The organism is Clostridia bacterium (assembly GCA_035561135.1).
In the GTDB taxonomy this organism is placed as follows: domain Bacteria; phylum Acidobacteriota; class Terriglobia; order Terriglobales; family Acidobacteriaceae; genus DATMYA01.
Genome location: DATMYA010000014.1, coordinates 216,888 through 237,344, shown reverse-complemented (window position 1 = coordinate 237,344; position 20,457 = coordinate 216,888). Strand labels below are relative to the sequence as shown.

Genomic DNA, 20,457 nt, shown 5'->3' with positions numbered 1-20,457 from the left:
GCGACTTTGTAATAAGCTGCTGTAGCTCAGCAGCTCAACGACTTAGCGGCTCAGCAGCTTTCCCATGACCAAAGAACTTATAGAACTGCGCGTCAACGGCCGCACGCATCAGCTTGCCTCTGAGCCGAATCGGCTCCTGCTCGACGTACTGCGCCAGGATCTGGGGCTCACGGGCTCCAAGCGCGGCTGCGACGACTCTTCTTGCGGCGCTTGCGCTGTCCTCATCGACGGCGTGCCCATGCTTGCCTGCACGATGCTCGCGGCCAGTTGCCAGGGAGCGGAAATCACGACCGTGGAAGGCATCGCCTCTGAAGGCGCGCTCAACGCGATTCAGAAAGCCTATGGCGAGTGGGGCGGCTCGCAGTGCGGCTATTGCACGCCCGGCTTCATGATTACTGTCAAGCATCTGCTCGAAAACAACCCTGAGCCGACGGAAGACGAAATTCGACGCGCACTGAGCGGCAACCTGTGCCGCTGCACCGGCTACGTGCAGATGTTCGACGCTATCAAGGCCGCCATTCGCGCCGAGCAGGAGTCTGAGCGATGAGCGATTTCGCGACCATCGGCAAGCCCACGGCGATGATCGACTCAGCTCAGAAGGCTACCGGGCAAGGCAAGTACACAGACGATATCGCTCTCCCGGGCCTGCTCATCGGCAAGATTCTGCACTCGCCGCATCCGCACGCGCGCATTGTGCGTCTGGACAGTTCTCGTGCGGAGTTGCTCGAGGGCGTCGTCTGCGTCGTTACCGGCAAGGACGCGCCGAACAAGTATGGCATTCTGCCGGTCGGCCACGACGAAACGGCCCTGGCGATCGACAGGGTTCGGTACGTAGGCGATAACGTTGCGTGCGTCGTCGCCATCGACGAGGCTAGCGCCGAGCGCGCACTCGACCTCATTGACGTGGAATATGAACTGCTCCCGGCGTACTTCGATCCCGAAGAGGCGATGAAGGCTGAACGCGATCTCATCCACGATTCGCGTCCGCACAATGTTGAGAAGGAGTACCACCACGTCTTCGGCGACCCCGAGCGCGGCCTCAGCGAAGCCGACATCGTCCACGAAGCGCGCTACCTTGCGAATGAAGTTACACACGCCGCCATGGAGCCGCACTCCACAATTGCCGCCTTCGAGATCGATTCGCAGACCGGCCAGCCGGGCCGCCTTACCGTCTGGTCATCAACGCAGGTGCCGTATTACTTGCAGCACACGTTGGCCGCCGTCCTCGAAATGGCTATGCCGCAGGTGCGAGTCATCAAGCCGCTTGTCGGCGGAGGATTTGGCGGAAAGAGCGAGGTCATTCCGCTGGAGGTTATCGCCGCGGTGGCGGCGCGCAAGGCAAAAGCGCCGGTCAAGATTACCTATACGCGCGAAGAGGTCTTCTGGGCGCATCGCGGACGCCCGCGCACCATCGTCGATCTCAAGATCGGCGCCAAGCGCGATGGACGCATAAGTGCCGTGTCTGCGAGGGTGGTGCAGGACGGCGGTGCCTACTGCTCGTACGGCGTCGTGACCATACTTTATTCCGGTGCGTTGCTCGGCGCGCTGTACGACATTCCACACATCCGTTTCGACGGATACCGCGTGCTCACGAACAAACCTGCTTGCGGAGCTATGCGTGGTCACGGCACGGTGAACGTGCGCTTCGCTCTTGAATGTGCGCTCGATGAGATTGCCGCCAGACTGCAACTGGACCCCGCCGAACTCCGGCGTCACAACTTGTTGCAGCCGCCCTGCGTGACAGTCAACGGACTGCGCGTACTCAGCTACGGCTTGCCAGAGTGCATGGAGATGGTCGTCGAGCGCTCGCAATGGAGGCAGCGTCGCGGCAAACTCGCATCCGGAAGAACAGAGAAGCGCGCACGAGGTTTCGGCCTTGCCTGCTCGCATTACGTCAGCGGTGCGGCGAACGCGATCATCCGTTCAGACATGCCGCACTCCACAGTAAACATCAAGGTGGATCGCGATGGCGCAGTGACGGTCTACACGGGTGCCGCCGAAATTGGTCAAGGCTCTAGCACGATTACGGCGCAGGTAGTCGCCGAAGTGCTTGGTTGCTGCCTGGGGCGCGTGCGCATCGTCAGCGGCGATAGCGATGTCACTCCTGTCGACCTTGGCTCCTACTCCAGCCGCGTGACCTTCATGAGCGGCAACGCCGCGATGCGCGCAGCGGAGAGCATCCTGAACCAGTTACTTGCCGCTGCCGCCCGCCGCATGGGCTGCGACCCGGACGAACTTGCCATTCACGATGAGATTATCTTCCGGCGCGACGAAGCTCACAAGGCGAGTGCTGGCGCGTGGTCCATGAGCTTCGACCAGGCGATCATCTGCGCAATCGAGAATTTCGGCGCGCTATCGGCGTCTGGATGGTATTCGCCCCCGGCCGAAGCTCGCGGCGGCAGTTACAAGGGCGCAGGCGTCGGCCCCTCTCCTGCCTATTCCTATTCGGCTCAGGTGGCGGAGGTGGAGGTGGACGAGGAGACGGGACACGTAACGGTTCTGAACATCTGGGCCGCCCACGATTGCGGCCGCGCACTCAACCCCGTTGCCGTCGAGGGACAAGTTATCGGCTCCGTGTGGATGGGATTGGGGCAGGCACTTCAGGAAGAGATGATCTGGAAGGACGGTCTCATCATGAATCCCGGACTGCTTGGCTACGCCAGCCCGTCCTCTGCCGAGTCTCCGCACGTAGAGGCCATCATTGTCGAGAGCGTCGATCCAGAAGGTCCGTTTGGCGCGAAAGAAGCTGGCGAGGGTTCGCTTGCCGCAACCATTCCTGCCATTGCAAATGCAATCTACGATGCCGTAGGCGTTCGGTTAAATGAAGCGCCGTTCACTCCCGAGCGCGTGCTCGCCGCTCTTCGCGCGAAGGACAAAACGCACCGGCCTGGAACTGAGCATGACGCAGCCACAACGCCCAACAGGTTCCGCGAGCACGGAGGCGCGCTGCGCATTTCCGGCAAAGGGCAGCAACGCCATGAGTCCGATGCTATTCACGTGCAGCAGGCCGAACGGGGTGACCAGTAATGGCGCTTCCCGATTTCAAATTACTGCGTCCACGCACCGTGATTGAAGCGGTTCAACTGCTATCGGCGCACGCGCCCAGTGTGCAGGTGATTGCCGGCGGAACCGACCTGATTCCATCACTGAAGCAGCGTCTGTTCACTCCCGATTTCGTGTTGGACATTCGCGGTATCGACGAGCTGCGTGGCATCAGCGCCGTTGCTGGCGCAGGCGTCGAGATCGGCGCACTCACAACCATTAGCCAGATCGAGGATTCCGGGTTCCTGCAGCGCAACTACTCCGTTCTGCATGAAGCCGCAAAAACCGTGTCCTCGCCCATCCTGCGCAACATGGGGACGCTCGGCGGCAATCTCTGCCTCGACACGCGTTGTCTCTGGTACAACCAGTCGCTCGCGTGGCGCAAGAGTTGCGGTTTCTGCCTGAAGAATGGCGGAGACATTTGTCACGTGGCTCCTGGAGGCGAGAAGTGCTGGGCCGCGTTCTCCGGAGACCTCGCGCCCGCGCTGCTGTGCCTCGATGCCGAACTCGAAATCGCGGGGCCACAGGGCTTCCGCCGCATATCGGTAGCGGATTTCTACGTGAACGACGGTATCTCCCCTAGACTCCTTCAGCGAGGTGAAATTGTCACACGCGTTTACCTGCCGGAATCGAGCGCTGGCTGGCGCGGGAGCTACCAGAAACTGCGCGTTCGCGGCGCAATCGATTACCCACTGACCGGTATCGCCGCTGCGATCAAGCTCGCTCGCGGTGTTGTGGAAGACGCGCGAGTCGCCGTCACTGGTGTGAACCCTGCACCCATGCTCGTCCCCAACGCCGAGCACGCGCTGATCGGTCGCACGATCGACGAACACAATGCACTCGTCGTCGGCGAGCTGGCGGCGAAGATCGCAAAGCCACTGACCACTTCCGCGCTTACGCCCGAGTATCGCCGCGAGATGGTTCGCATCTTCGCAAAACGGGCGGTGCTGGCCGCAGCCGGAGGCAAAGCGTAGGTCGGTCATGCGTGTCCTCGTCATCGGCGGAACCGGCAGTGTTGGTAAACATGTCGTACGCCAACTGGCTTACGCTGGCCATGAGATCACCGTGTTCCACCGCGGCGAACACGAGGCGCATTTCGACATGGCAGTTCGACATGTTCATGCCGCGGGCGAACCGATGCGCGCGCTCGCTTTTCCCGCAGAGTTGCGAAACCCAGAACCGGACGTCGTCGTTCACATGGTGCCCATGGGCGAGATGGACGCACGTGCAGCTGTCGAGTTCTTTCGCGGGTATGCGCAGCGCATCGTTGGCGTGAGCAGCGGTGACGTTTACCGCGCCTACGGGCGGCTGACTAGCATCGAGCCGGGCCCACTTGAAGCTGGCCCGCTCACGGAGGAATCGCCGCTAAGGACTGTCTTATATCCCTATCGCAAAATGGCGAAATCCGAGCAGGTGCTGGAGTACTGGTACGAAAAGATACTTGCCGAGCGCGAGCTTTTATCCACCGATCTGCCATGCACGATCCTGCGATTGGGTAAGGTGTATGGAAAGGACTCCAACGCTGATTTCTCGAGTGTGCATCCCTTCCGAAATCATCCGCAGTGGCGCTGGACGCACGTTTACGTTGAGAATGTGGCGGCTGCCATCGTCCTGGCTGCCTTCTCCGGACAAAGCGGAATCTTCAACGTCGGCGAGCAGCACACGCCGACTGTCGCTGAGCGTTTGGCGCAACTCCCGGCGTCCGACGTGCCGGTCGTCGAAAACGTTTCGTTCAACTTCGAGCAAGACATTATTCTCGACACATCCCGGATCCGCACTGCGCTCGGGTACACGGAAGCAGTCGGCTACGATGAGGGACTGCGAAGAACTATCAAAGGGCTAGGACAAGAGTCAATGTAGCGTTCGTAGCTCAAGGCGCATCTATAGCGACAGAACAGAACTCATGCAGGAGAGAATCATGGCTTTGGAGAGGGCTACGTTTGGAGCAGGATGCTTCTGGGGTGTTGAGGCATCGTTTCGCGAGATTCCCGGTGTCGTTGATGCGGTTGTTGGATATGAGGGCGGCAGCATGAAGAATCCAACCTACGAAGACGTATGCACGGATGAGACCGGGCACGCTGAAGTTGTAGAAGTCACCTTCGATCCCGCCAAGGTTTCGTACGAAACACTGGTTGAGCATTTCTGGCAGACGCACAATCCCACGACGCTCAATCGCCAGGGCCCGGACGTAGGCACGCAGTATCGCTCCGCAATCTTCTTCCATTCACCCGAGCAGGAGCGGGTTGCGAAGGAATCGATGCAGAAGGCGCAAGCACGCTTCAAGAGCCCTATCGTGACTGCAATCGAACCAGCGCAACCCTTCTACCGCGCCGAGGAATACCATCAGCAGTACCTTGCAAAGCGAGGCATGAGGCAGTGTCACCTGTAGAAAGCTGAGATTTAAGAACGAAGCGCCGAGTGAGAGCTGCTATTTGATCACCGACTGCCATATACACATCCAGCCCATTGAGATGTTCCGGCCGGAAGCGCTCGCGGCCATCAAGAAGAATCGCGTCAACTTCGACCAGATACTGGAGTTCTCGCGTTCGCCGCGAGCATTCCTGCATCACATGGACCGGATCGGCCTCGGCCGTGCGGTACTCATCAACTACGTAGCGCCGGAGGTGATCGGTTTCACCGCCGAGGTCAATGCCTGGATCGCCCGTTATGTGCAGGAAGACCCAAAGCGCCTGATCGCCTGCGGCAGCATTCATCCTCGCCACACAACGAATGTGATGGCCGACATGGAACAGATCATCCGTCTCGGCATACGACTGATTAAAATCCACCCACCACACCAGTTGCTATACCCGAACGACTACCTAAACGGCGTTAGCGAACTCAAGGTGATCTATGGCACCGCCGAAGCGAATGGCATTCCGGTGATGTTCCACACCGGGACCAGTATTTTTCCGGGAGCCAGAAACAAATACGGCGATCCGATTCATATCGACGATGTTGCCGTAGATTTTCCCAATCTCAAAATTGTTCTCGCGCATGGCGGTCGTCCGCTGTGGATGGATACGGCATTTTTCCTGGTGCGCCGCCACCGGAACGTTTACCTCGATCTCAGCGGGATACCTCCCAAGGCACTGCTCAAGTACTTTCCTCGTCTCGCGGAGATTGCGCACAAATCGCTTTTCGGCACGGACTGGCCCGGACCCGGCGTTCCTGATATTCAGCAGAACCTTGACGCATTCCGCGCGCTGCCAATTGATGAAGCGCTCAAGCAGGAGATGCTGGAGAAAACGGCGCTCAAGCTGTGGCCGTTATAGCCCCGCCAACGTAAAAAGCCCGCCATCGCTGGCGGGCTCCTATCTTCGATAACTGCACTTATTACGACTACTTCTTCACAGCCTTCTTCGCCTTCTTGGCTGGTGCCTTGGTCGCCTTCTTCGTCTTGCAAGCCATAGTTAGCCTCCGTTGGAAGTATTTAGCGCAATAGCATTACTGCAGCCGAAGTTTACGCCAGCCGTGGCGCGGAACAAAGCGGAACTTACATTTGTCCTTCATCCGCCGAAGGTCCGTAGAGGGCAGGCACGGGGATGTCATTCAAACGCAGGTACACCGTCAGCTGTGCCCGATGGTGGATGAGGTGATTGAAGACGAAGCCGCGCAGCACGGCGATGCGGGGCTGCGTGAAGATGGTCTCGCCGCCCTTGAGCAGCGACCATGGCTTCATCATCGCCTCATCGGCGGTTCGCGCGAGCACTTCACGGGCCTTCGCCACATTCTGGTCGAAAGACTCCAGCAACTCGGCGCGCGACTTCGCCTCGGGTGAACGTGGTCGCTCCGGCCCGGCAGGCGCAATGTCAACGCTGTCCTGCTCGAGCGTCATGGCCGTCCAGGACGGCAAGTTTGCAACGTGGGAAGCGAGCCAGCCCATGGTGGGCGACTTCGGATGAGGCTTCCATCCAAACTTGTCTTCAGGCACGCGCTCCAATGTCGTGCGCGTTCCTAGCGCTTCGTGATCGAACTCCGCCAGCAATCCCTGGTTGATCGCCATTTCTGTACTCATCCTTAAAGTGAAAATACCGGATCGGAATGTCACCGATCCGGCACAGTCTAACGCAAATCCTTCGCATCCTGCGCTCAGGATCGCGGCTCAGATGAAGCCGAAGTTCTTAATTTCGGCTTCGTCTTGTCGATTAGTTTCCCGCGGCTGCTGTCTTTGCGGCAGGGACTTTCGATCCCAGCAGCTCTTCGACCAGCGGCTTGGCGTTGTACACCTTGTTCAGCGTCTCGATCACCGCCGTCGAATCCGTGATGACCGAACGGCCAATCACGTCTTCGTACATGAAGTTGGCGGGCAGCGACTGGATGTTGCCGTCGAAGATAATGCCGACGACTTCGCCAGCCTTGTTCACCGTCGGGGAACCGGAGTTGCCGCCAATGATGTCAGCCGTATTCACGCTGTCATACGAGGTATTGAGGTCGAGCTTGGACTTCGCTTTGTGCCAGCTTTCAGGCAGCTTGTAAGGAATTTTGGCGCCGTTCTTCGTTTCGTAGGCGAAGGCTTCGCCGATGGTCGTGTGGAAGGGAATCTTTTTGCCATTCTCCATGTAGCCCTTCACCACGCCATAGCTCAGGCGAAGCGTGCCTGTCGCATCGGGCGGGAAGTCCGTGCCGTACTTGGCAAAGCGGGCTTTTGCGATCAACGCGCCGTTCTTGCGGACAACGGCGTCAACCTTGTCTTCTATTTCCTTGCGGATGGCGCGAGCTTCGGGATCGAGCTGTTTCATCAAGACGATCATCGGGTCCGATGAAGCGTCCACGGCAGCCTTGCCGCCTTCGTAGAGCTCCTTGCGAACGGTGATGTCGTCGAGCTTGGAACCCATCACGAGTTCATTCGCGCGCTCTTCCGGCGTCTTGCCGGCCAGAACGCTTTTCACGTATGCGCTATCCGCGCCCATCTGTGCGACCATTTCCTGCAGCGACTCGGTTGCCTGCATCGCTTCCAATTCCTTGGAGATTGGCGCGCTCGACATCAGGTTCGCCTGGAGCGAGGGCAGCATTGCATCCTGGTAGCCGCGCATACGCTGCTCGTTCGGCTTGGTCTTCTCTTCGGTGACGCGAATGATGGTGCGAGCGATCATGGCCATGCGGCCCGGTATGGCTCCATCACCCATGAAGCTGCTGCGGACAAAGTTGTCGCGCTGGAACTTCATTGCGGCCGCGATTTCATCCCATGCCGTGCCGAACTCAGCTTTCAGCTTAGGATCGTTTTCGATCGAGGCGCGAAGCGCTTTCTCATCGGCAGCCTTCTTCGCCATCAGGTTCTTGTCGAGCAGGCCGGATTGGTACCCGGTAATTGCCTTGAAGGAGTTCTGATATCCGAACAGCACGCGCTCTGCGACGCGGGCATTCTCGGGTGACTTTGCGCCGAATTCCATCAGGCGCTTGATGCTCCGCTCAGCCATCTTCAGGCGATTTGGATAAGCAACGTCGCGGAGGTACTCCAACTGCGCCGTCGTAAGCAGGCGTCCGGTCGATCCCGGATGGCCGGAGACGAAGATCAGGTCGCCTTCCTTCAGCGGCTTGGTCGTGAATTTCAGGTAGTTGTCGGTCTTAACCGGCTTATCGTTCTCATACACGCGGAAGAACGTGATATCCAGATCGTAACGGGGATAGGTGAAGTTGTCGGGATCGCCGCCAAAGAATGCGATGTCGAATTCCGGGGCCATTACCAGGCGCACGTCCGTGAACTTCTTGTACTTATAAAGGTGGTACATGCCGCCCGAATAGAGCGTCACGGTTTCGCAGCGGATGTTCTTGGAAGCGTCTGAGCACTCGCGCTCCAACTTGCTCATAACCATGCGCTGGGCAGAGCCGGCATCCGCTGCCGACATGTCCGGCTTCGCTGCATCTTGAACATCCTTTGTGATGTCAGTGATTTCCTGCAGCGTCTGGAACTCCAGGCCCGGGCACTTCGGTTCCTGTTCGCGCGTAGCGGCATAGAAACCGTCCTTGATGTAGTCCTTATCGGCAGTTGAGATGTTGTGGACGCAACCAGCGCCGACGTGGTGATTCGTAAAGACAAGGCCGTCAGGCGATACGAATGACGCCGATCCGCCGCCGGCACGCACAGAGGAGAGGCGAAGATTGTCGAGCCAGGGCTGCGTGAGCTCGAACTTGTACTTCGCTTTGATTTTGGCTTTCGGAGGCGCGTTGTACAGCCACATACCTTCGTCGGCCACTGACATCGTGGACAGGAAAATGCTTACGATTGCAAGGAACAGAATCTTCTTCTTCATGCACACTCCAGGCGGCGAGGTTAGGAGTTGCGCCGCCGATGCTGTTTGGGAAAGCAGAGGAATATAACTCGCCGGTAATATACCCGGCAAATATCCGTGCTGATGCTGAATACCAATGTGAGACTGGTGTTCCCAAGTTGGAATCCTCTTCATTCTAATGTATAAGAGTCGATTGCCGTGCCCGGTGCATCTAAGAGTGTGCAAGCATCATGGCCATGAGCACTTAGTTTCAAACGCTATCTTTACTCATCCTCGTTGAGAGGGACTCAATGTCCACGACCGCTACGACACCGAAGGGACTGGAAGGCATTATTGCCGCCAATTCCGGAATCTGTTTCATCGACGGCGAGCAGGGAATTCTTGCTTACCGTGGCATCGACATCCACGAATTGGCCGAGCAGTCGACGTTTGAAGAAACTTCGTACCTGCTCTGGTTCGGCAGACTTCCCACACGTTCGGAGCTCCACGACTTCAACCTGCAGCTTGTCCGCGAGCGCAAGCTGGACGCGCAGATCATCAGCCTGCTTCGCCAGACGCCGAAACACGCGCTCCCAATGGACATGCTGCGCACGATGGTATCTTCGCTATCGTTCTTCGATCCTGAAGAAAAGGCCAACGACGCCAGCGCGAATCTGCGTAAGGCGGTGCGGTTGACCTCGCAGATCGCAATGGTCGTTGCAGCGTATGACCGGATTCGCAAGGGTAAGCCCCTCATCGAACCCGATCGGTCCCTTTCACACGCCGGCAACTTCCTGCTCATGTTGACAGGAGAGCTGCCGAGCGAGACCGCGACTCGCGCGCTCGATATCGCGCTCATCCTGCATGCGGACCACGAGCTGAATGCCTCCACCTTCGCAGCACGCGTTATCGCCGCTACCCTGAGTGACATGCATTCGGCCATTACCGGCGCTATTGGAGCACTAAAGGGGCCGCTGCACGGCGGAGCCAATGAGGCCGTCTTCAAAATTCTTGAGGACATTGACCGCAACGGCGCTGACCCGGTGGACTACGTCAAGGGTATGCTGGCGCAAAAGGCCAAGATCCCCGGCTTTGGCCACCGCGTGTACACGACCGAAGATCCACGCGCGACGCATCTCAGGCGCATGTCCCGCGATTTAGGCTATTCCAGCGGTCAGGCGAAGTGGTTCGACTATTCGCGAAAGATCGAGGAGTTCATCAACTCCGAGAAGAAGCTGAATGCAAACGTCGATTTCTACTCTGCGTCCACCTATCACACCTTGGGAATCGACCTGGACCTGTTTACGCCCATTTTCGCGGTTTCGCGCATCAGCGGTTGGACGGCGCACGTCATGGAACAACTCGAGGACAACCGCCTCATCCGGCCGCGTGCCGAGTACATTGGGCCGCAGTATCCCAGTAAGTACGTGCCAATCGAGCAGAGAGGCTAACTCTCTTGAGGGCAAAACAGAAACCCGCACTGGAAGGTGTGGGTTTTTGTTTCTTAAGCTTGGGCGTGTGTTGCTGCACGTGTGCGCACCGCAAGCCCGAACGTCGTAGAATAATTGGAGTTCTTAGCCCTGAATTAACGGTCTATGCGCAGAGTTTATCTGGACAATAACGCGACCACGCCTTTGCTGCCTGCAGTGTTTGAGGCTATGCAGCCATACTTCTTCGAGAAGTTCGGCAACGCATCCTCCATTCACCATCATGGACAGCAGGCCCGTGCCGCCGTCGAGCACGCGCGCGAAAGCGTGGCAGCCTTGCTTGGTGCGCGTCCTGTCGAGATCGTGTTTACCAGCGGCGGCACTGAGGGCGACAACCTGGGTATTTTTGGACTTGTGCGCCCCGGGGACCACGTCATCACCTCAACCGTCGAACACCACGCAGTCCTGAATGCTTGCAAGCGGCTGGAATCGCGTGGTGTGGCCGTAAGTTATGTTCAGGTGGATGGAGACGGCCTCGTAGATACGTCGGGTATCAAAGCCGCTCTGCGTCCGAACACGAAACTGATTTCCGTGATGATGGCGAACAACGAGACTGGAGTCATCCAGCCTGTTGAAGAGATCGGCCGAATTGCCATGGAGGCGGACGTATGGTTCCATAGCGATGCCGTTCAGGCAGCAGGGAAGATTCCCATCGATGTCGCCAGAATTGGGTGCGATCTCTTAACCATCTCTGGACACAAGATGCATGCGCCGCAGGGCACTGGGGTCGTTTACGTGCGCAAGGGGACGCTGATTGAACCGCTCATCGTGGGTGGCCGCCACGAGCGCTCGCGTCGCGCAGGAACCGAGAATCTGCCTGGCATCGTCGCACTTGGCTGCGCCGCAGACCTTGCACGCCGATGGTTCGCCGAAGGCGGTCCCGAACAAATGTCCGCCCATCGCGACCGTCTTGAGCGCACGGTACTTTTGCAGGTTGAGCAGACGACAGTGAACAGCGGGCGCGTGCGTCGTACGCCGAATACGTCGAACATCGTCTTCGACTGCATCGAAGGCGAGGCCATGGTCATCGCTCTTGACCTTAAGGGAGTTGCTGTCTCGACCGGAGCCGCCTGCTCCAGTGGCGCTATCGAGCCTTCGCATGTGCTTAGCGCCATGGGACTGTCGCCAGATCAGGCGCGCGCCAGCATCCGCTTCAGCATAGGGAAGCAAACGACCAATGCCGACATCGATTTTGTGCTGGAGCAGGTGCCGGAAGTAGTAGCCAGACTGCGGGACCTGTCGCCAGTGTGGCAGAAGCAGAAGAAAGCTGCTGAGCTGCTAAGTCGCTAAGCGGCTAAGCAAGTGCAGCAGCGTACGCAGATTCAGTACCTAAGCAGTTCAGAAGCTCCGCTTAGCAGCTCAGCAGCTTTAAGATGAATGACACTAAGACCATCGCCATCGCAATGTCCGGTGGAGTTGACTCCTCGACCGTTGCGGCCATGCTGCGTTCGGAGGGCTACAACCTGATCGGACTTACGATGCAGCTCTGGAACCAGCGACGCCTGGCTGGAACTGATGGCCACGCTGAGCCGGTGCAGGGGCGCTGCTGCTCGATCGATGACGTTTACGACGCGCGCCGGGTCGCCGAGCGCCTCGGAATTCCATATTACGTGGTTAATCAGGAAGACCGCTTTGAGCGTGACGTCGTGAAGCCGTTCGTAGAAGACTATCTTTCCGGCCGCACGCCAATCCCGTGCTCGCTCTGCAACAACCATCTCAAGTTTGACCAGCTTTTGCGTACCGCGCGCCAGGTTGGTGCCGACCTCATCGCCACCGGCCACTACGGTCGCAACGAATACGATGCCGAGCGCGGACGCTGGTTGCTGAAGCGGCCGGCGGATACCGCTAAGGATCAGACGTACTTCCTTTTCGGACTCACGCAGGAGCAGCTTTCACGAACGCTGTTTCCGCTGGGAAACATGCATAAGCCAGCCGTGCGCGAAGAAGCGCGCAGCCAGGGGCTCGACCTGCTGGCCGATAAGCCCGATTCGCAGGAAATCTGTTTCATTCCCGGCGGCGACTACAAGAAGTTCATCGATGCTTACCTCGGAGAGCAGGGTGAGCAGCTGCCGGACACCTCAGGCGACCTGGTCACCGCTGCCGGAGAAGTCGTAGGGCATCACAGCGGCATCCACAACTTCACTGTCGGGCAACGCAAAGGACTCGGCATCGCCACCGGCAATCCGCTCTACGTCCTCGAACTCCGCGGAGACCGCCACCAGGTTGTCGTCGGCGGCGGGGAAGAACTCTATTCGCGCACCTTGCGAGCGCGTCGTTTGAATTGGATTGCTTTTGAGAATTTGCGCGAGCCCATACGCTTAGAGGCCAAGATTCGCCACCGCCATCAGGCTGCCTGGGCGACGGTCGTGCCCTCCGGCCCGGACGAGGTACTCGTCACCTTCGATGCTCCACAGCGCTCCATCACGCCGGGCCAAGCCGTCGTCTTCTACGATGGCAATATCGTTGCTGGCGGCGGTTGGATCTGCTGAGCGCATAAGCGCCGCTGCCAATCTATCTAAGCTAAGCCACTGGACCCGACGTGCAGCGCTCGTCCCCTGCTGTGCATCATTTCAGTATGCCACCCGTTCGTGAGCTCCTCATTTGTACGTTTTCGCGCGAGGGGACCCTCGCATTCATTTCATTCCTGGCCCTTCTTTTTGGCGGGGGTTGCGGAGGCAATTCCGGGCCGCAGCAGGGAACTCCCGCTCCCGCGATTGGTCACGTGGTGCTCGTCGTGCTGGAGAATCAAAATTACCGCGACGTGGTCGGCAGCCCGTCCATGCCTTATCTGAATGGCCTGATCGGACGCGGCGGCCTGGCCACAAACTACTTTGCCAATACTCATCCCTCAATTGGAAACTACTTCGTCATGACCTCCGGCCAGGTGGCCACGAACGACGAGGGTTTCATGGGCACACTTAGCATCCAAAATGTGGCTCAGGATTTAACTGCCGCAGGGAAGAGCTGGAAAATCTACGCGCAGGCATTGCCGTCCGTCGGATATCTGGGGCCTGACGTCTATCCTTACGTTCGCCACCACAACCCCTTTGCCTACTTCGACACGGTGGTGAACGATACTGTGCAGCAGCAGAACATAGTTGAAATGGCGCAGTTCTCGTCAGACGTATCGACAGGCAATTTGCCTGATTTTGCGATGCTTGTGCCAGATCAGCAGCATAACGCCCACGACTGTCCGGGTGGAGGCTCAAACTGCTCGATGGCAGTCCGACTCGCGGCCGCCGATACCTTGTTGCGTAGTAATCTTCAAGAAATCATCGCTGCCGGTGATCCGAAAACGTTGATCGTGATTACCTTTGACGAAGCGGCGGATGACAACACGAACGGGGGCGGCCAGGTTGCAACTGTCTTAATCGGCCCACGCGTCAAGTCCGCGTTCCGTTCCACCACGCTTTATCAGCACGAGAGCCTCTACCGGTTGATTCTCGAGGTCACCGGCAATTCATCCCTCCCCCCTGCTGCCGCCTCCGCGACGGGCATGGGCGAGTTTCTTAAATAAGCGGGTCTCTGCAATGAAAAGGCGGCGCCGAAGCGCCGCCGCAAACTAAAGGATTGTGCTGTTCTAAATGAACATATCGTCCTGAGGAACTGTATTACGCTGACGCTGTACCTTTTTCGCAGCGACAAGAGTGCCGACACCCGCCAGCACTCCATCCATCAGCGCCGACATGGTCCGGACTGGCGAGAGCACAGTGTGATGCACCATTTCCGTCGTTTGTTCCACGCGATCCAGTGTGCGTGTAACCAGTTCATCGGCACGCACCACTTGTAGGCGAGTACGGTCCACGGCATCATTCAGCGTAAGGCCGACTCGCTCCGTCTGTTCGCGAACCATGGTGCTTGTGGCCGTAAGATTCTCGACGATCGTTTCCACCTTCGGCTTGATGCTGGTGAGCAGCTCGCGCGCTTGTTGCAGCGTGGGAAACGTCTCTGCTTCCATCTTTCTTGCCAAGGCGTCCACGCGTTCGCTTGTCTTCTTCACGTTCGTGTAAAGCGCGAATAAAACGCCCATTTGCAGGACGACTGCAATCGCCGTTACCGCAACAAAGATTGTAAGTATCAGTTCTTTTTCCATCGTTATGCCTTGTCGGGTCCCTTGTGCCGTCCCTGGTCAAGTCAAGTGCGAGTCTGCGGAGCAGGCCGCGACCCCGCAGCGCTCGCGGGTTCAGTTCTTAAAGCTTTGTAGGCTCTGGCGTTTCAGTCGTGGCCTCTCGATAAGCCTGGCGCCCCGCCTCGAATGCCGAGCGGAACTGCTCTTTCTGCTGACCTACGACCTCTTTGCTTCTTTCCATCCAGTCTGCCGCTTGCTCTTTGTACTGACGCGCACGATCACGAACTTTCTCGCGACCCTCTTCGGCGGCCTGCAGGATGCTTTCACGAGTTTCACGGCCAGACTTGGGCGCGTACAAGACACCAAGTGCTGCGCCGACGCCCAGTCCCGCTAAAAACCAAAGGATTCCGTTGTTGCTTTCATCTGACATTTTTGGACCTCCTGGGGAGTGTTCCTAAGCCCTCGGATGGTAGCACCGGGAACTTTGAATTACAAACCTTAAGCCCTTGCCCATCGTCTATTGCGGGCCGGCAAACTTCCGCAGCAATGCTATCTGCCCGGCATGGTAAAGGTCGTGCTGCGCCGCTCCATGCAACATCACGTAGAACGAGTAATCCTTGCCGGGAACCGTCGTTGAAAGCCGCTCGAAAGGATGTGCCAGCACGGCTGCGTGCAGTGCCGCGTAGCTAGCTTTCAGCCGAGCAATGGCTTCCGTCCAGCCACCGTTGCTCGTGTCGGCCACCTGCGGCCAGTCCTCTTCATCGGTCACATTCGCAATTGTTTCCCCTTCCAGTCGACGACGCACAATGTCATGCCAAGCACCTACGTGCAGGACTATTTCCCACATGCTGTGAGCGTCGGCTCCGGCGTGGCGGGCCGCTTCTGCTGCCGTTAAACCCTGCACAACTTCAAGCAGGCAAGGCCCTGACCACGCAGGACCTTCGAACGCTCTGCGTAGCTGATCGGCGATCCTCGTCACTTCGGTCATCAAGGTCCTCCAAATACAGTTTGGCGCGCAAACAGACCTTACGGTTTTCTGGTTGGACGCAGCACAATCTCGCTAACGAACGATTGCGGAGCCTGTGTCACCAGCATTGCGACAGCATGAGCGACATCTTCGGGCTTCAACATCCTGGAAACATCTTTGCCTGTATGCGGACTGAGATCGGTATTTGTCGAACCCGGGCAGATGACGGAAACACGGATATTGTGCGTTCGCAGTTCTTCCGCGACCGAATAACTTAATCCGTTCAGTCCCCACTTGGAAGCTGCATAGGCGGCGCCGTTCGGCAGCGCATTCTTTGATGCTATCGACGAGATGTTGATGATGTGCCCCGTTTTCGCTCCAATCATCATGGGAGCAAATGCGCGAATGCAGTAGTAGACGCCGCGCAGATTCGTGTTCAACACCTGGTCCCAGTCGTCTGGAGGAAGCTGGTGCAACGGTGCGCTGAATGCGCCGACACCTGCATTGTTCACCAGGATGTCTGCGCGTCCGAAAGTTTTCTCAACGTGCGCACCCAACTGCTCGACATCGCGGTACACCATCACGTCGCATTGAACGGCTTCGCATTGCCCGCCGGCCTGGCGGATGCGTCTTGATGTCTCTTCCAGTGCCTGCGTGCTGCGGCCTGTAATCACCGTGTTCGCGCCGAGCATGGCCAAGGACTCCGCGATTGCCGCCCCAATTCCACGGCCTCCGCCGGTGACGACTGCGACTCTCTCCAGTAGTGGCCGGTTCGATTGCTGCGTCATGCGATCCTCCAGACTGCATTGTCTCCCATTTGCTCTTCATCTGCGCAACTCTGCACATCCGAATCAGCAGCTACCAGCATCCAATTCACAGGACCAAGACATCAATCAATCAAAGGGTGACATGCCTTGCACGAGCTGTTTGGACGGGACTGCGTGTGAGGCCGGATGGGTGTTGAGCGCCTACTGTGACCCCAGGTAGCACCGTTGAGGCCGCATCCACGCGAAGACTCGATGTGCTGTTGACACTTTGCTTGCGCAGTTAAGGTGTGCCCCCTATAATCGCAACCTCCGCCTTTCTGTTTGGCAAGTGCAATGCGGGGTCGGCAGTCGCGGATGCAATGATGTGTCAGAGCGTAGCAGCGCCCGCTCTGAGCCCACGGCGAGGGATTTGGCGCCCGGGTACGTTGTCGCAGATTCCCCAGTTCTAAGGAGCCATCGAATGAAGAAGTCGATAGTCACGTTCTTGCTTGTTTTCGCGACGGCAGCCGCCGCACAACAAGCGGCACCGGCGGCGCAGGCAGGGGTACCCCAGCAGACCGCTGGACAGCAGCAGGCCTCTGTGCCGGCTCAGAAGAAAGAAATCAAAGATCCCGCCGAGTACAACGCCTACGTTGCGGCGGTCCAGGCGGCAGACCCAAGCGCTAAGGCGACTTCGCTTGAATCCTTCCTGCAAACGTACCCGAACAGCGTGATGAAGGAAGACGCGGCCGAACTGCTTATGAAGACCTATCAGCAGCTCGGCAACGTGCAGAAGATCATGGAAACAGGCCAGCGCCTGCTCCAGATCAACCCTAACAACCTCACCGGCCTCGCTCTGATGAGCTACTTGCTGCGAACGCAAGCCACAAGCGGGCAGATGAATCAGCAGCAGGCTCAACAGGCGCTTGCGCAGGCTGCGCAGTATGCCGAAACCGGCATGAACCTGCTTCAGACCGCCGTCAAGCCTGAAGGCTACCAGGACGCCGACTGGGCGAAGATGAAGGAAAGCTTCCACACCATCTTCCTCGGCTCCATCGGCCACAATGCGCTACAGATGAAGAATTACCCCGTGGCGCAGCAGAACCTGAAGGAACTCGTCACCGCGACCCCTAACAGTTTTACGGACGTTTACCTGCTTGCGCTGTCTTATCTTGAGCCCAAGCCGCCCGCCGTCGAGGGTCTGTTCTGGATCGCTCGCGCCGTCGCTCTGGCTCCTCCGGCCGCCCAGGCGCAAATAACTAATTACGCCAAGAGCCGTTACACGCGCTATCACGGGACGGACGAGGGTTTCAACGAACTGGTTGCAACAGCAAAAACAACACCCATGATTCCGCCGGGTTTCACCGTCGCACCGGCTCCTTCACCCGCAGAACAGGCCGCACAGATGCTGCAGAAAACTCCGGCGAACCAGATGTCATTCGCTGAATGGCAGTTCGTGCTGACCTCCGGCAATCAACAGGGAGCGGATCAGGTGTGGAACTTCCTCAAGGGCAAGCCGATCCAGATGATCGCTCAGGTCATCAGCGCCACGCCGACCAAGCTGATGCTGGCCGGTAGCGCTGACGATATCGCCGAGAATAAGGCGGACATCGAGTTGACGATGGCTGGTCCGATCCCAGCGAAGCTGATCCCGAAACCTGGCGCACAGATCACGTTCGAAGGAACCTCGACGGCCTATGATGCCGAGCCCTTCCTGCTTAGAATGAACAACGGCGCTCTGCTCGCCAAGGCTGGTGCAACCCCGACCAAGAAGCCGGCAGGCAAAACACCCGCTCCTGTCAGGAAGCGTCCGGCATCGCGCTAATTGCACAGGCATGAACTTGAGCTAATCGAAAAGCAGCCCGGGAACGGGCTGCTTTTGCTTTTGCTTAGTCACACGAATCAAATCTAGCGCCGTGCTTCACGGCAACACGAAAGGCAGCCCAGGCGGGCTGCCTTGATTTTCACTATCCTGCACGATCTCGGCAGGCACTCACGCGTGTCCTGCTGGCGCAAAGAACTCTACCGTGCGACTTTCTTCTCCAACGCGAGTGCCGGCGCTGTTGCCGGGCCGCGCCGCTGTGGGCGCTTGGAAACATTTCGCAACGCGCGTACGTCCAGATTCAGCTCTGCAATCGTGCGACTCAGTGTGTTGCGGTGCATTCCCAGTTCCCGTGCGGCCTTGCATTGATTTCCGTTGTTCTCTTCCAGCACGGTCAGGATGAAGCGCTTCTTGAATTCCCGCACAGCTTCCGAGTATAGGATCCCGCTTTGGTACATCTGCATGATCAGAGCTTCCAACTGGTCCTTCACGATGCCTCACTTTCCGACGATTACTGAACGGGCCGGGCAAAGCTGCGCCGCTCCCAATTCTTGAGAAAAAACCTGTGCTGTCCCGCCTCTATTCAATTCAAAAAGAGTTGCTCCACCTATTTAGGGCTCTTTGCCTGTTCGTTGTCGCGTTGCGACCTCATGTCGCGGACTGCCGTGACACCGTTGCGGAACCGCTCACGGAGCTCATAGGGCGCGACCCACGTTGCCGCACGCCCAATCACCAGGAAGTACGGCCCAAACTGCGATGCGGTCAGCCACTTCGACCCTGGTCCGAACGATGCCAGTGCCAACACAACCACCGTCACGATCAATGCCCCGCGTGATAGCCCAAAAGCCGCACCCAGCAGGCGATCAAACCACCTCAAGCCGACTTCTTTTGCCAGCGAACGCGCGATCCTTCCAGCGATTCCTGCCAGCAAGGTGATAAATACAAAGATCAGCAGGAACGCGACCGAGTGCGCAATCCAGTCGCTCTTGACGTACGGCAAGAACCAGGGTGCGACACGGCGGTATTCCCATGCAGCGAGGAGGTACCCAATGACCACGCCCGCCAGCGAGAACAATTCGTACAAAAACCCTTGCAGCGCAGCCAACAGTAGCGACAGCGACAGAATCGCCACAATCAGCCAGTCCAATCCGCTCATCGGCGTTCCTCCGCGCTTACTGCGGCAGTTCGCGCCCTGTCAGCAGACGGTACGCTTCCATGTATTTTGCGCTTGTGTTCGCCTGCACTTCGGCGGGGAGACCCGGTGCGGGCGGCTTCTTATTCCAATGAATCTGTTCCAGGTAGTCGCGCACGTACTGCTTGTCGTACGACGCCTGCGCGCTGCCGGGGTTGTACTTGTCTGCCGGCCAGAAACGTGATGAATCGGGTGTTAACACCTCATCCGCCAGCACAATGCCTTTTGGCGTGCGTCCGAACTCAAACTTGGTGTCCGCGATAATGATGCCGCGCTGCGCCGCGTACTCTGACGCTTTCTTGTAAATCTTCAGACTCAGGTCGCGTAATTGCTCGCTCAGTTCAGGGCCGATCCGCTTGACGACTTCATCGAAAGCAATGTTTTCGTCGTGCCCGCTCGCCGCTTTGCTTGCCGGCGTGAAGATCGGTTCCGGCAGTTTGTCAGATTCCTTCAGTCCCGTTGGCAGTTTGATGCTGCAGACAGCGCCAGTCTGCTGGTATTCCTTCCAGCCTGAGCCTGACAGGTAGCCGCGCACCACGCATTCAATCGAGACCATGTCCGCCTTGCCTACCAGCATCGAGCGCCCTTTGATCTGGTCACGATACTTCTGTAGAGGCTCCGGATACTCGTCGACGTTCGCCGTCAGTAGATGGTTCGCGACAACGTCCTTGAGGAAGTCGAACCAAAACAGTGAGAGCTGCGTGAGCACACGCCCTTTGTTCGGAATTCCCGAAGCGAGCACGTAGTCGAACGCAGATATTCTGTCCGTCGCCAGGAAGAGCAGTTGTTCTTCGCCCACGCGATAGATGTCGCGCACTTTTCCGCTGGCATGGATTTCCAGGTCTGGAAAGTCGGTTTGGAGTAGTACGTCAGATGCTTGTGTTTTCACGGTAGAAGATGTTCGAAAGGAACGTCGCGTA

The 20,457-nt window shown here is 58.1% G+C and carries 20 protein-coding genes; 11 read left to right on the top strand and 9 right to left on the bottom strand.

The window, feature by feature from the left end; translation table 11 throughout:
* The first annotated feature begins 64 nt into the window (after nucleotides 1–64).
* From VN622_04835 to VN622_04810, 6 genes are read left to right on the top strand one after another with little or no spacing between them, the layout of a single operon-like run.
* Nucleotides 65–547 carry a (2Fe-2S)-binding protein gene (locus tag VN622_04835; protein ID HWR35181.1) on the top strand — a complete coding sequence of 161 codons (483 nt, stop codon included), beginning with the start codon at nucleotides 65–67 and terminating at the stop codon, nucleotides 545–547.
* Nucleotides 544–3,027, top strand: coding sequence for a 4-hydroxybenzoyl-CoA reductase subunit alpha (gene hcrA / locus VN622_04830; GenBank protein HWR35180.1), 2,484 nt, complete (start codon nucleotides 544–546; stop codon nucleotides 3,025–3,027). Before VN622_04835 ends, hcrA begins: the two co-directional genes overlap by 4 nt.
* Nucleotides 3,027–4,016, top strand: a complete 990-nt coding sequence (locus VN622_04825) for an FAD binding domain-containing protein (GenBank protein HWR35179.1) — start codon at nucleotides 3,027–3,029, stop codon at nucleotides 4,014–4,016. Before hcrA ends, VN622_04825 begins: the two co-directional genes overlap by 1 nt.
* A 7-nt stretch (nucleotides 4,017–4,023) precedes the next feature.
* On the top strand, nucleotides 4,024–4,902 hold the full coding sequence (locus VN622_04820) for an NAD-dependent epimerase/dehydratase family protein (GenBank protein HWR35178.1): 879 nt from the start codon (nucleotides 4,024–4,026) through the stop codon (nucleotides 4,900–4,902).
* A 58-nt stretch (nucleotides 4,903–4,960) separates the two neighbouring features.
* Nucleotides 4,961–5,431, top strand: a complete 471-nt coding sequence (gene msrA, locus VN622_04815) for a peptide-methionine (S)-S-oxide reductase MsrA (GenBank protein ID HWR35177.1) — start codon at nucleotides 4,961–4,963, stop codon at nucleotides 5,429–5,431.
* A 43-nt stretch (nucleotides 5,432–5,474) separates the two neighbouring features.
* Nucleotides 5,475–6,317 carry an amidohydrolase family protein gene (locus VN622_04810; protein ID HWR35176.1) on the top strand — a complete coding sequence of 281 codons (843 nt, stop codon included), beginning with the start codon at nucleotides 5,475–5,477 and terminating at the stop codon, nucleotides 6,315–6,317.
* Nucleotides 6,318–6,538: 221 nt separating this feature from the next.
* Here VN622_04810 and VN622_04805 read toward each other — a convergent pair whose 3' ends face one another.
* Together VN622_04805 and VN622_04800 are read right to left on the bottom strand one after the other, a co-directional pair.
* The gene (locus tag VN622_04805; protein HWR35175.1) at nucleotides 6,539–7,048 is read right to left on the bottom strand and encodes a DinB family protein; all 510 of its coding nucleotides are present in this window, start codon (nucleotides 7,046–7,048) and stop codon (nucleotides 6,539–6,541) included.
* Nucleotides 7,049–7,190: 142 nt separating this feature from the next.
* Complete coding sequence (locus VN622_04800; GenBank protein HWR35174.1) at nucleotides 7,191–9,296, bottom strand: S46 family peptidase; 2,106 nt, start codon at nucleotides 9,294–9,296, stop codon at nucleotides 7,191–7,193.
* A gap of 269 nt (nucleotides 9,297–9,565) precedes the next feature.
* Between VN622_04800 and VN622_04795 the strand changes: the two genes are divergently transcribed.
* From VN622_04795 to VN622_04780, 4 genes are all read left to right on the top strand, one after another.
* Entirely contained in the window at nucleotides 9,566–10,705 is a 1,140-nt protein-coding gene (locus tag VN622_04795) for a citrate synthase (GenBank protein ID HWR35173.1), read from the top strand.
* A gap of 144 nt (nucleotides 10,706–10,849) precedes the next feature.
* On the top strand, nucleotides 10,850–12,031 hold the full coding sequence (locus VN622_04790; GenBank protein HWR35172.1) for a cysteine desulfurase family protein: 1,182 nt from the start codon (nucleotides 10,850–10,852) through the stop codon (nucleotides 12,029–12,031).
* Between the two features lie 83 nt (nucleotides 12,032–12,114).
* Nucleotides 12,115–13,230: a tRNA 2-thiouridine(34) synthase MnmA gene (mnmA, locus tag VN622_04785; protein HWR35171.1), complete on the top strand. Its 1,116-nt coding sequence runs from the start codon at nucleotides 12,115–12,117 to the stop codon at nucleotides 13,228–13,230.
* 233 nt (nucleotides 13,231–13,463) lie between these two features.
* Nucleotides 13,464–14,258: an alkaline phosphatase family protein gene (locus VN622_04780; protein HWR35170.1), complete on the top strand. Its 795-nt coding sequence runs from the start codon at nucleotides 13,464–13,466 to the stop codon at nucleotides 14,256–14,258.
* A 63-nt stretch (nucleotides 14,259–14,321) separates the two neighbouring features.
* Here the strand turns inward: VN622_04780 and VN622_04775 are convergent, their stop codons facing one another.
* The 4 genes from VN622_04775 to VN622_04760 all read right to left on the bottom strand — a co-directional run bounded on the left by VN622_04775 (nucleotide 14,322) and on the right by VN622_04760 (nucleotide 16,565).
* Complete coding sequence (locus VN622_04775; protein ID HWR35169.1) at nucleotides 14,322–14,834, bottom strand: hypothetical protein; 513 nt, start codon at nucleotides 14,832–14,834, stop codon at nucleotides 14,322–14,324.
* A gap of 97 nt (nucleotides 14,835–14,931) precedes the next feature.
* On the bottom strand, nucleotides 14,932–15,240 hold the full coding sequence (locus tag VN622_04770; protein ID HWR35168.1) for a YtxH domain-containing protein: 309 nt from the start codon (nucleotides 15,238–15,240) through the stop codon (nucleotides 14,932–14,934).
* An 87-nt stretch (nucleotides 15,241–15,327) separates the two neighbouring features.
* A complete protein-coding gene (locus tag VN622_04765) occupies nucleotides 15,328–15,798 on the bottom strand; it encodes a DinB family protein (protein HWR35167.1) in 471 nt (156 codons plus the stop codon).
* 38 nt (nucleotides 15,799–15,836) lie between these two features.
* Nucleotides 15,837–16,565, bottom strand: coding sequence for an SDR family NAD(P)-dependent oxidoreductase (locus VN622_04760; protein ID HWR35166.1), 729 nt, complete (start codon nucleotides 16,563–16,565; stop codon nucleotides 15,837–15,839).
* A gap of 439 nt (nucleotides 16,566–17,004) precedes the next feature.
* Between VN622_04760 and VN622_04755 the strand changes: the two genes are divergently transcribed.
* The gene (locus VN622_04755; GenBank protein ID HWR35165.1) at nucleotides 17,005–18,348 is read left to right on the top strand and encodes a hypothetical protein; all 1,344 of its coding nucleotides are present in this window, start codon (nucleotides 17,005–17,007) and stop codon (nucleotides 18,346–18,348) included.
* 197 nt (nucleotides 18,349–18,545) lie between these two features.
* Here the strand turns inward: VN622_04755 and VN622_04750 are convergent, their stop codons facing one another.
* From VN622_04750 to VN622_04740, 3 genes are all read right to left on the bottom strand, one after another.
* Nucleotides 18,546–18,836 (bottom strand): helix-turn-helix domain-containing protein, encoded by a 291-nt coding sequence (locus VN622_04750; protein ID HWR35164.1) that lies wholly within the window; start codon nucleotides 18,834–18,836, stop codon nucleotides 18,546–18,548.
* 116 nt (nucleotides 18,837–18,952) lie between these two features.
* On the bottom strand, nucleotides 18,953–19,501 hold the full coding sequence (locus VN622_04745) for a CvpA family protein (GenBank protein HWR35163.1): 549 nt from the start codon (nucleotides 19,499–19,501) through the stop codon (nucleotides 18,953–18,955).
* Between the two features lie 16 nt (nucleotides 19,502–19,517).
* Complete coding sequence (locus tag VN622_04740) at nucleotides 19,518–20,426, bottom strand: phosphoribosylaminoimidazolesuccinocarboxamide synthase (protein HWR35162.1); 909 nt, start codon at nucleotides 20,424–20,426, stop codon at nucleotides 19,518–19,520.
* Nucleotides 20,427–20,457 lie beyond the last annotated feature (31 nt).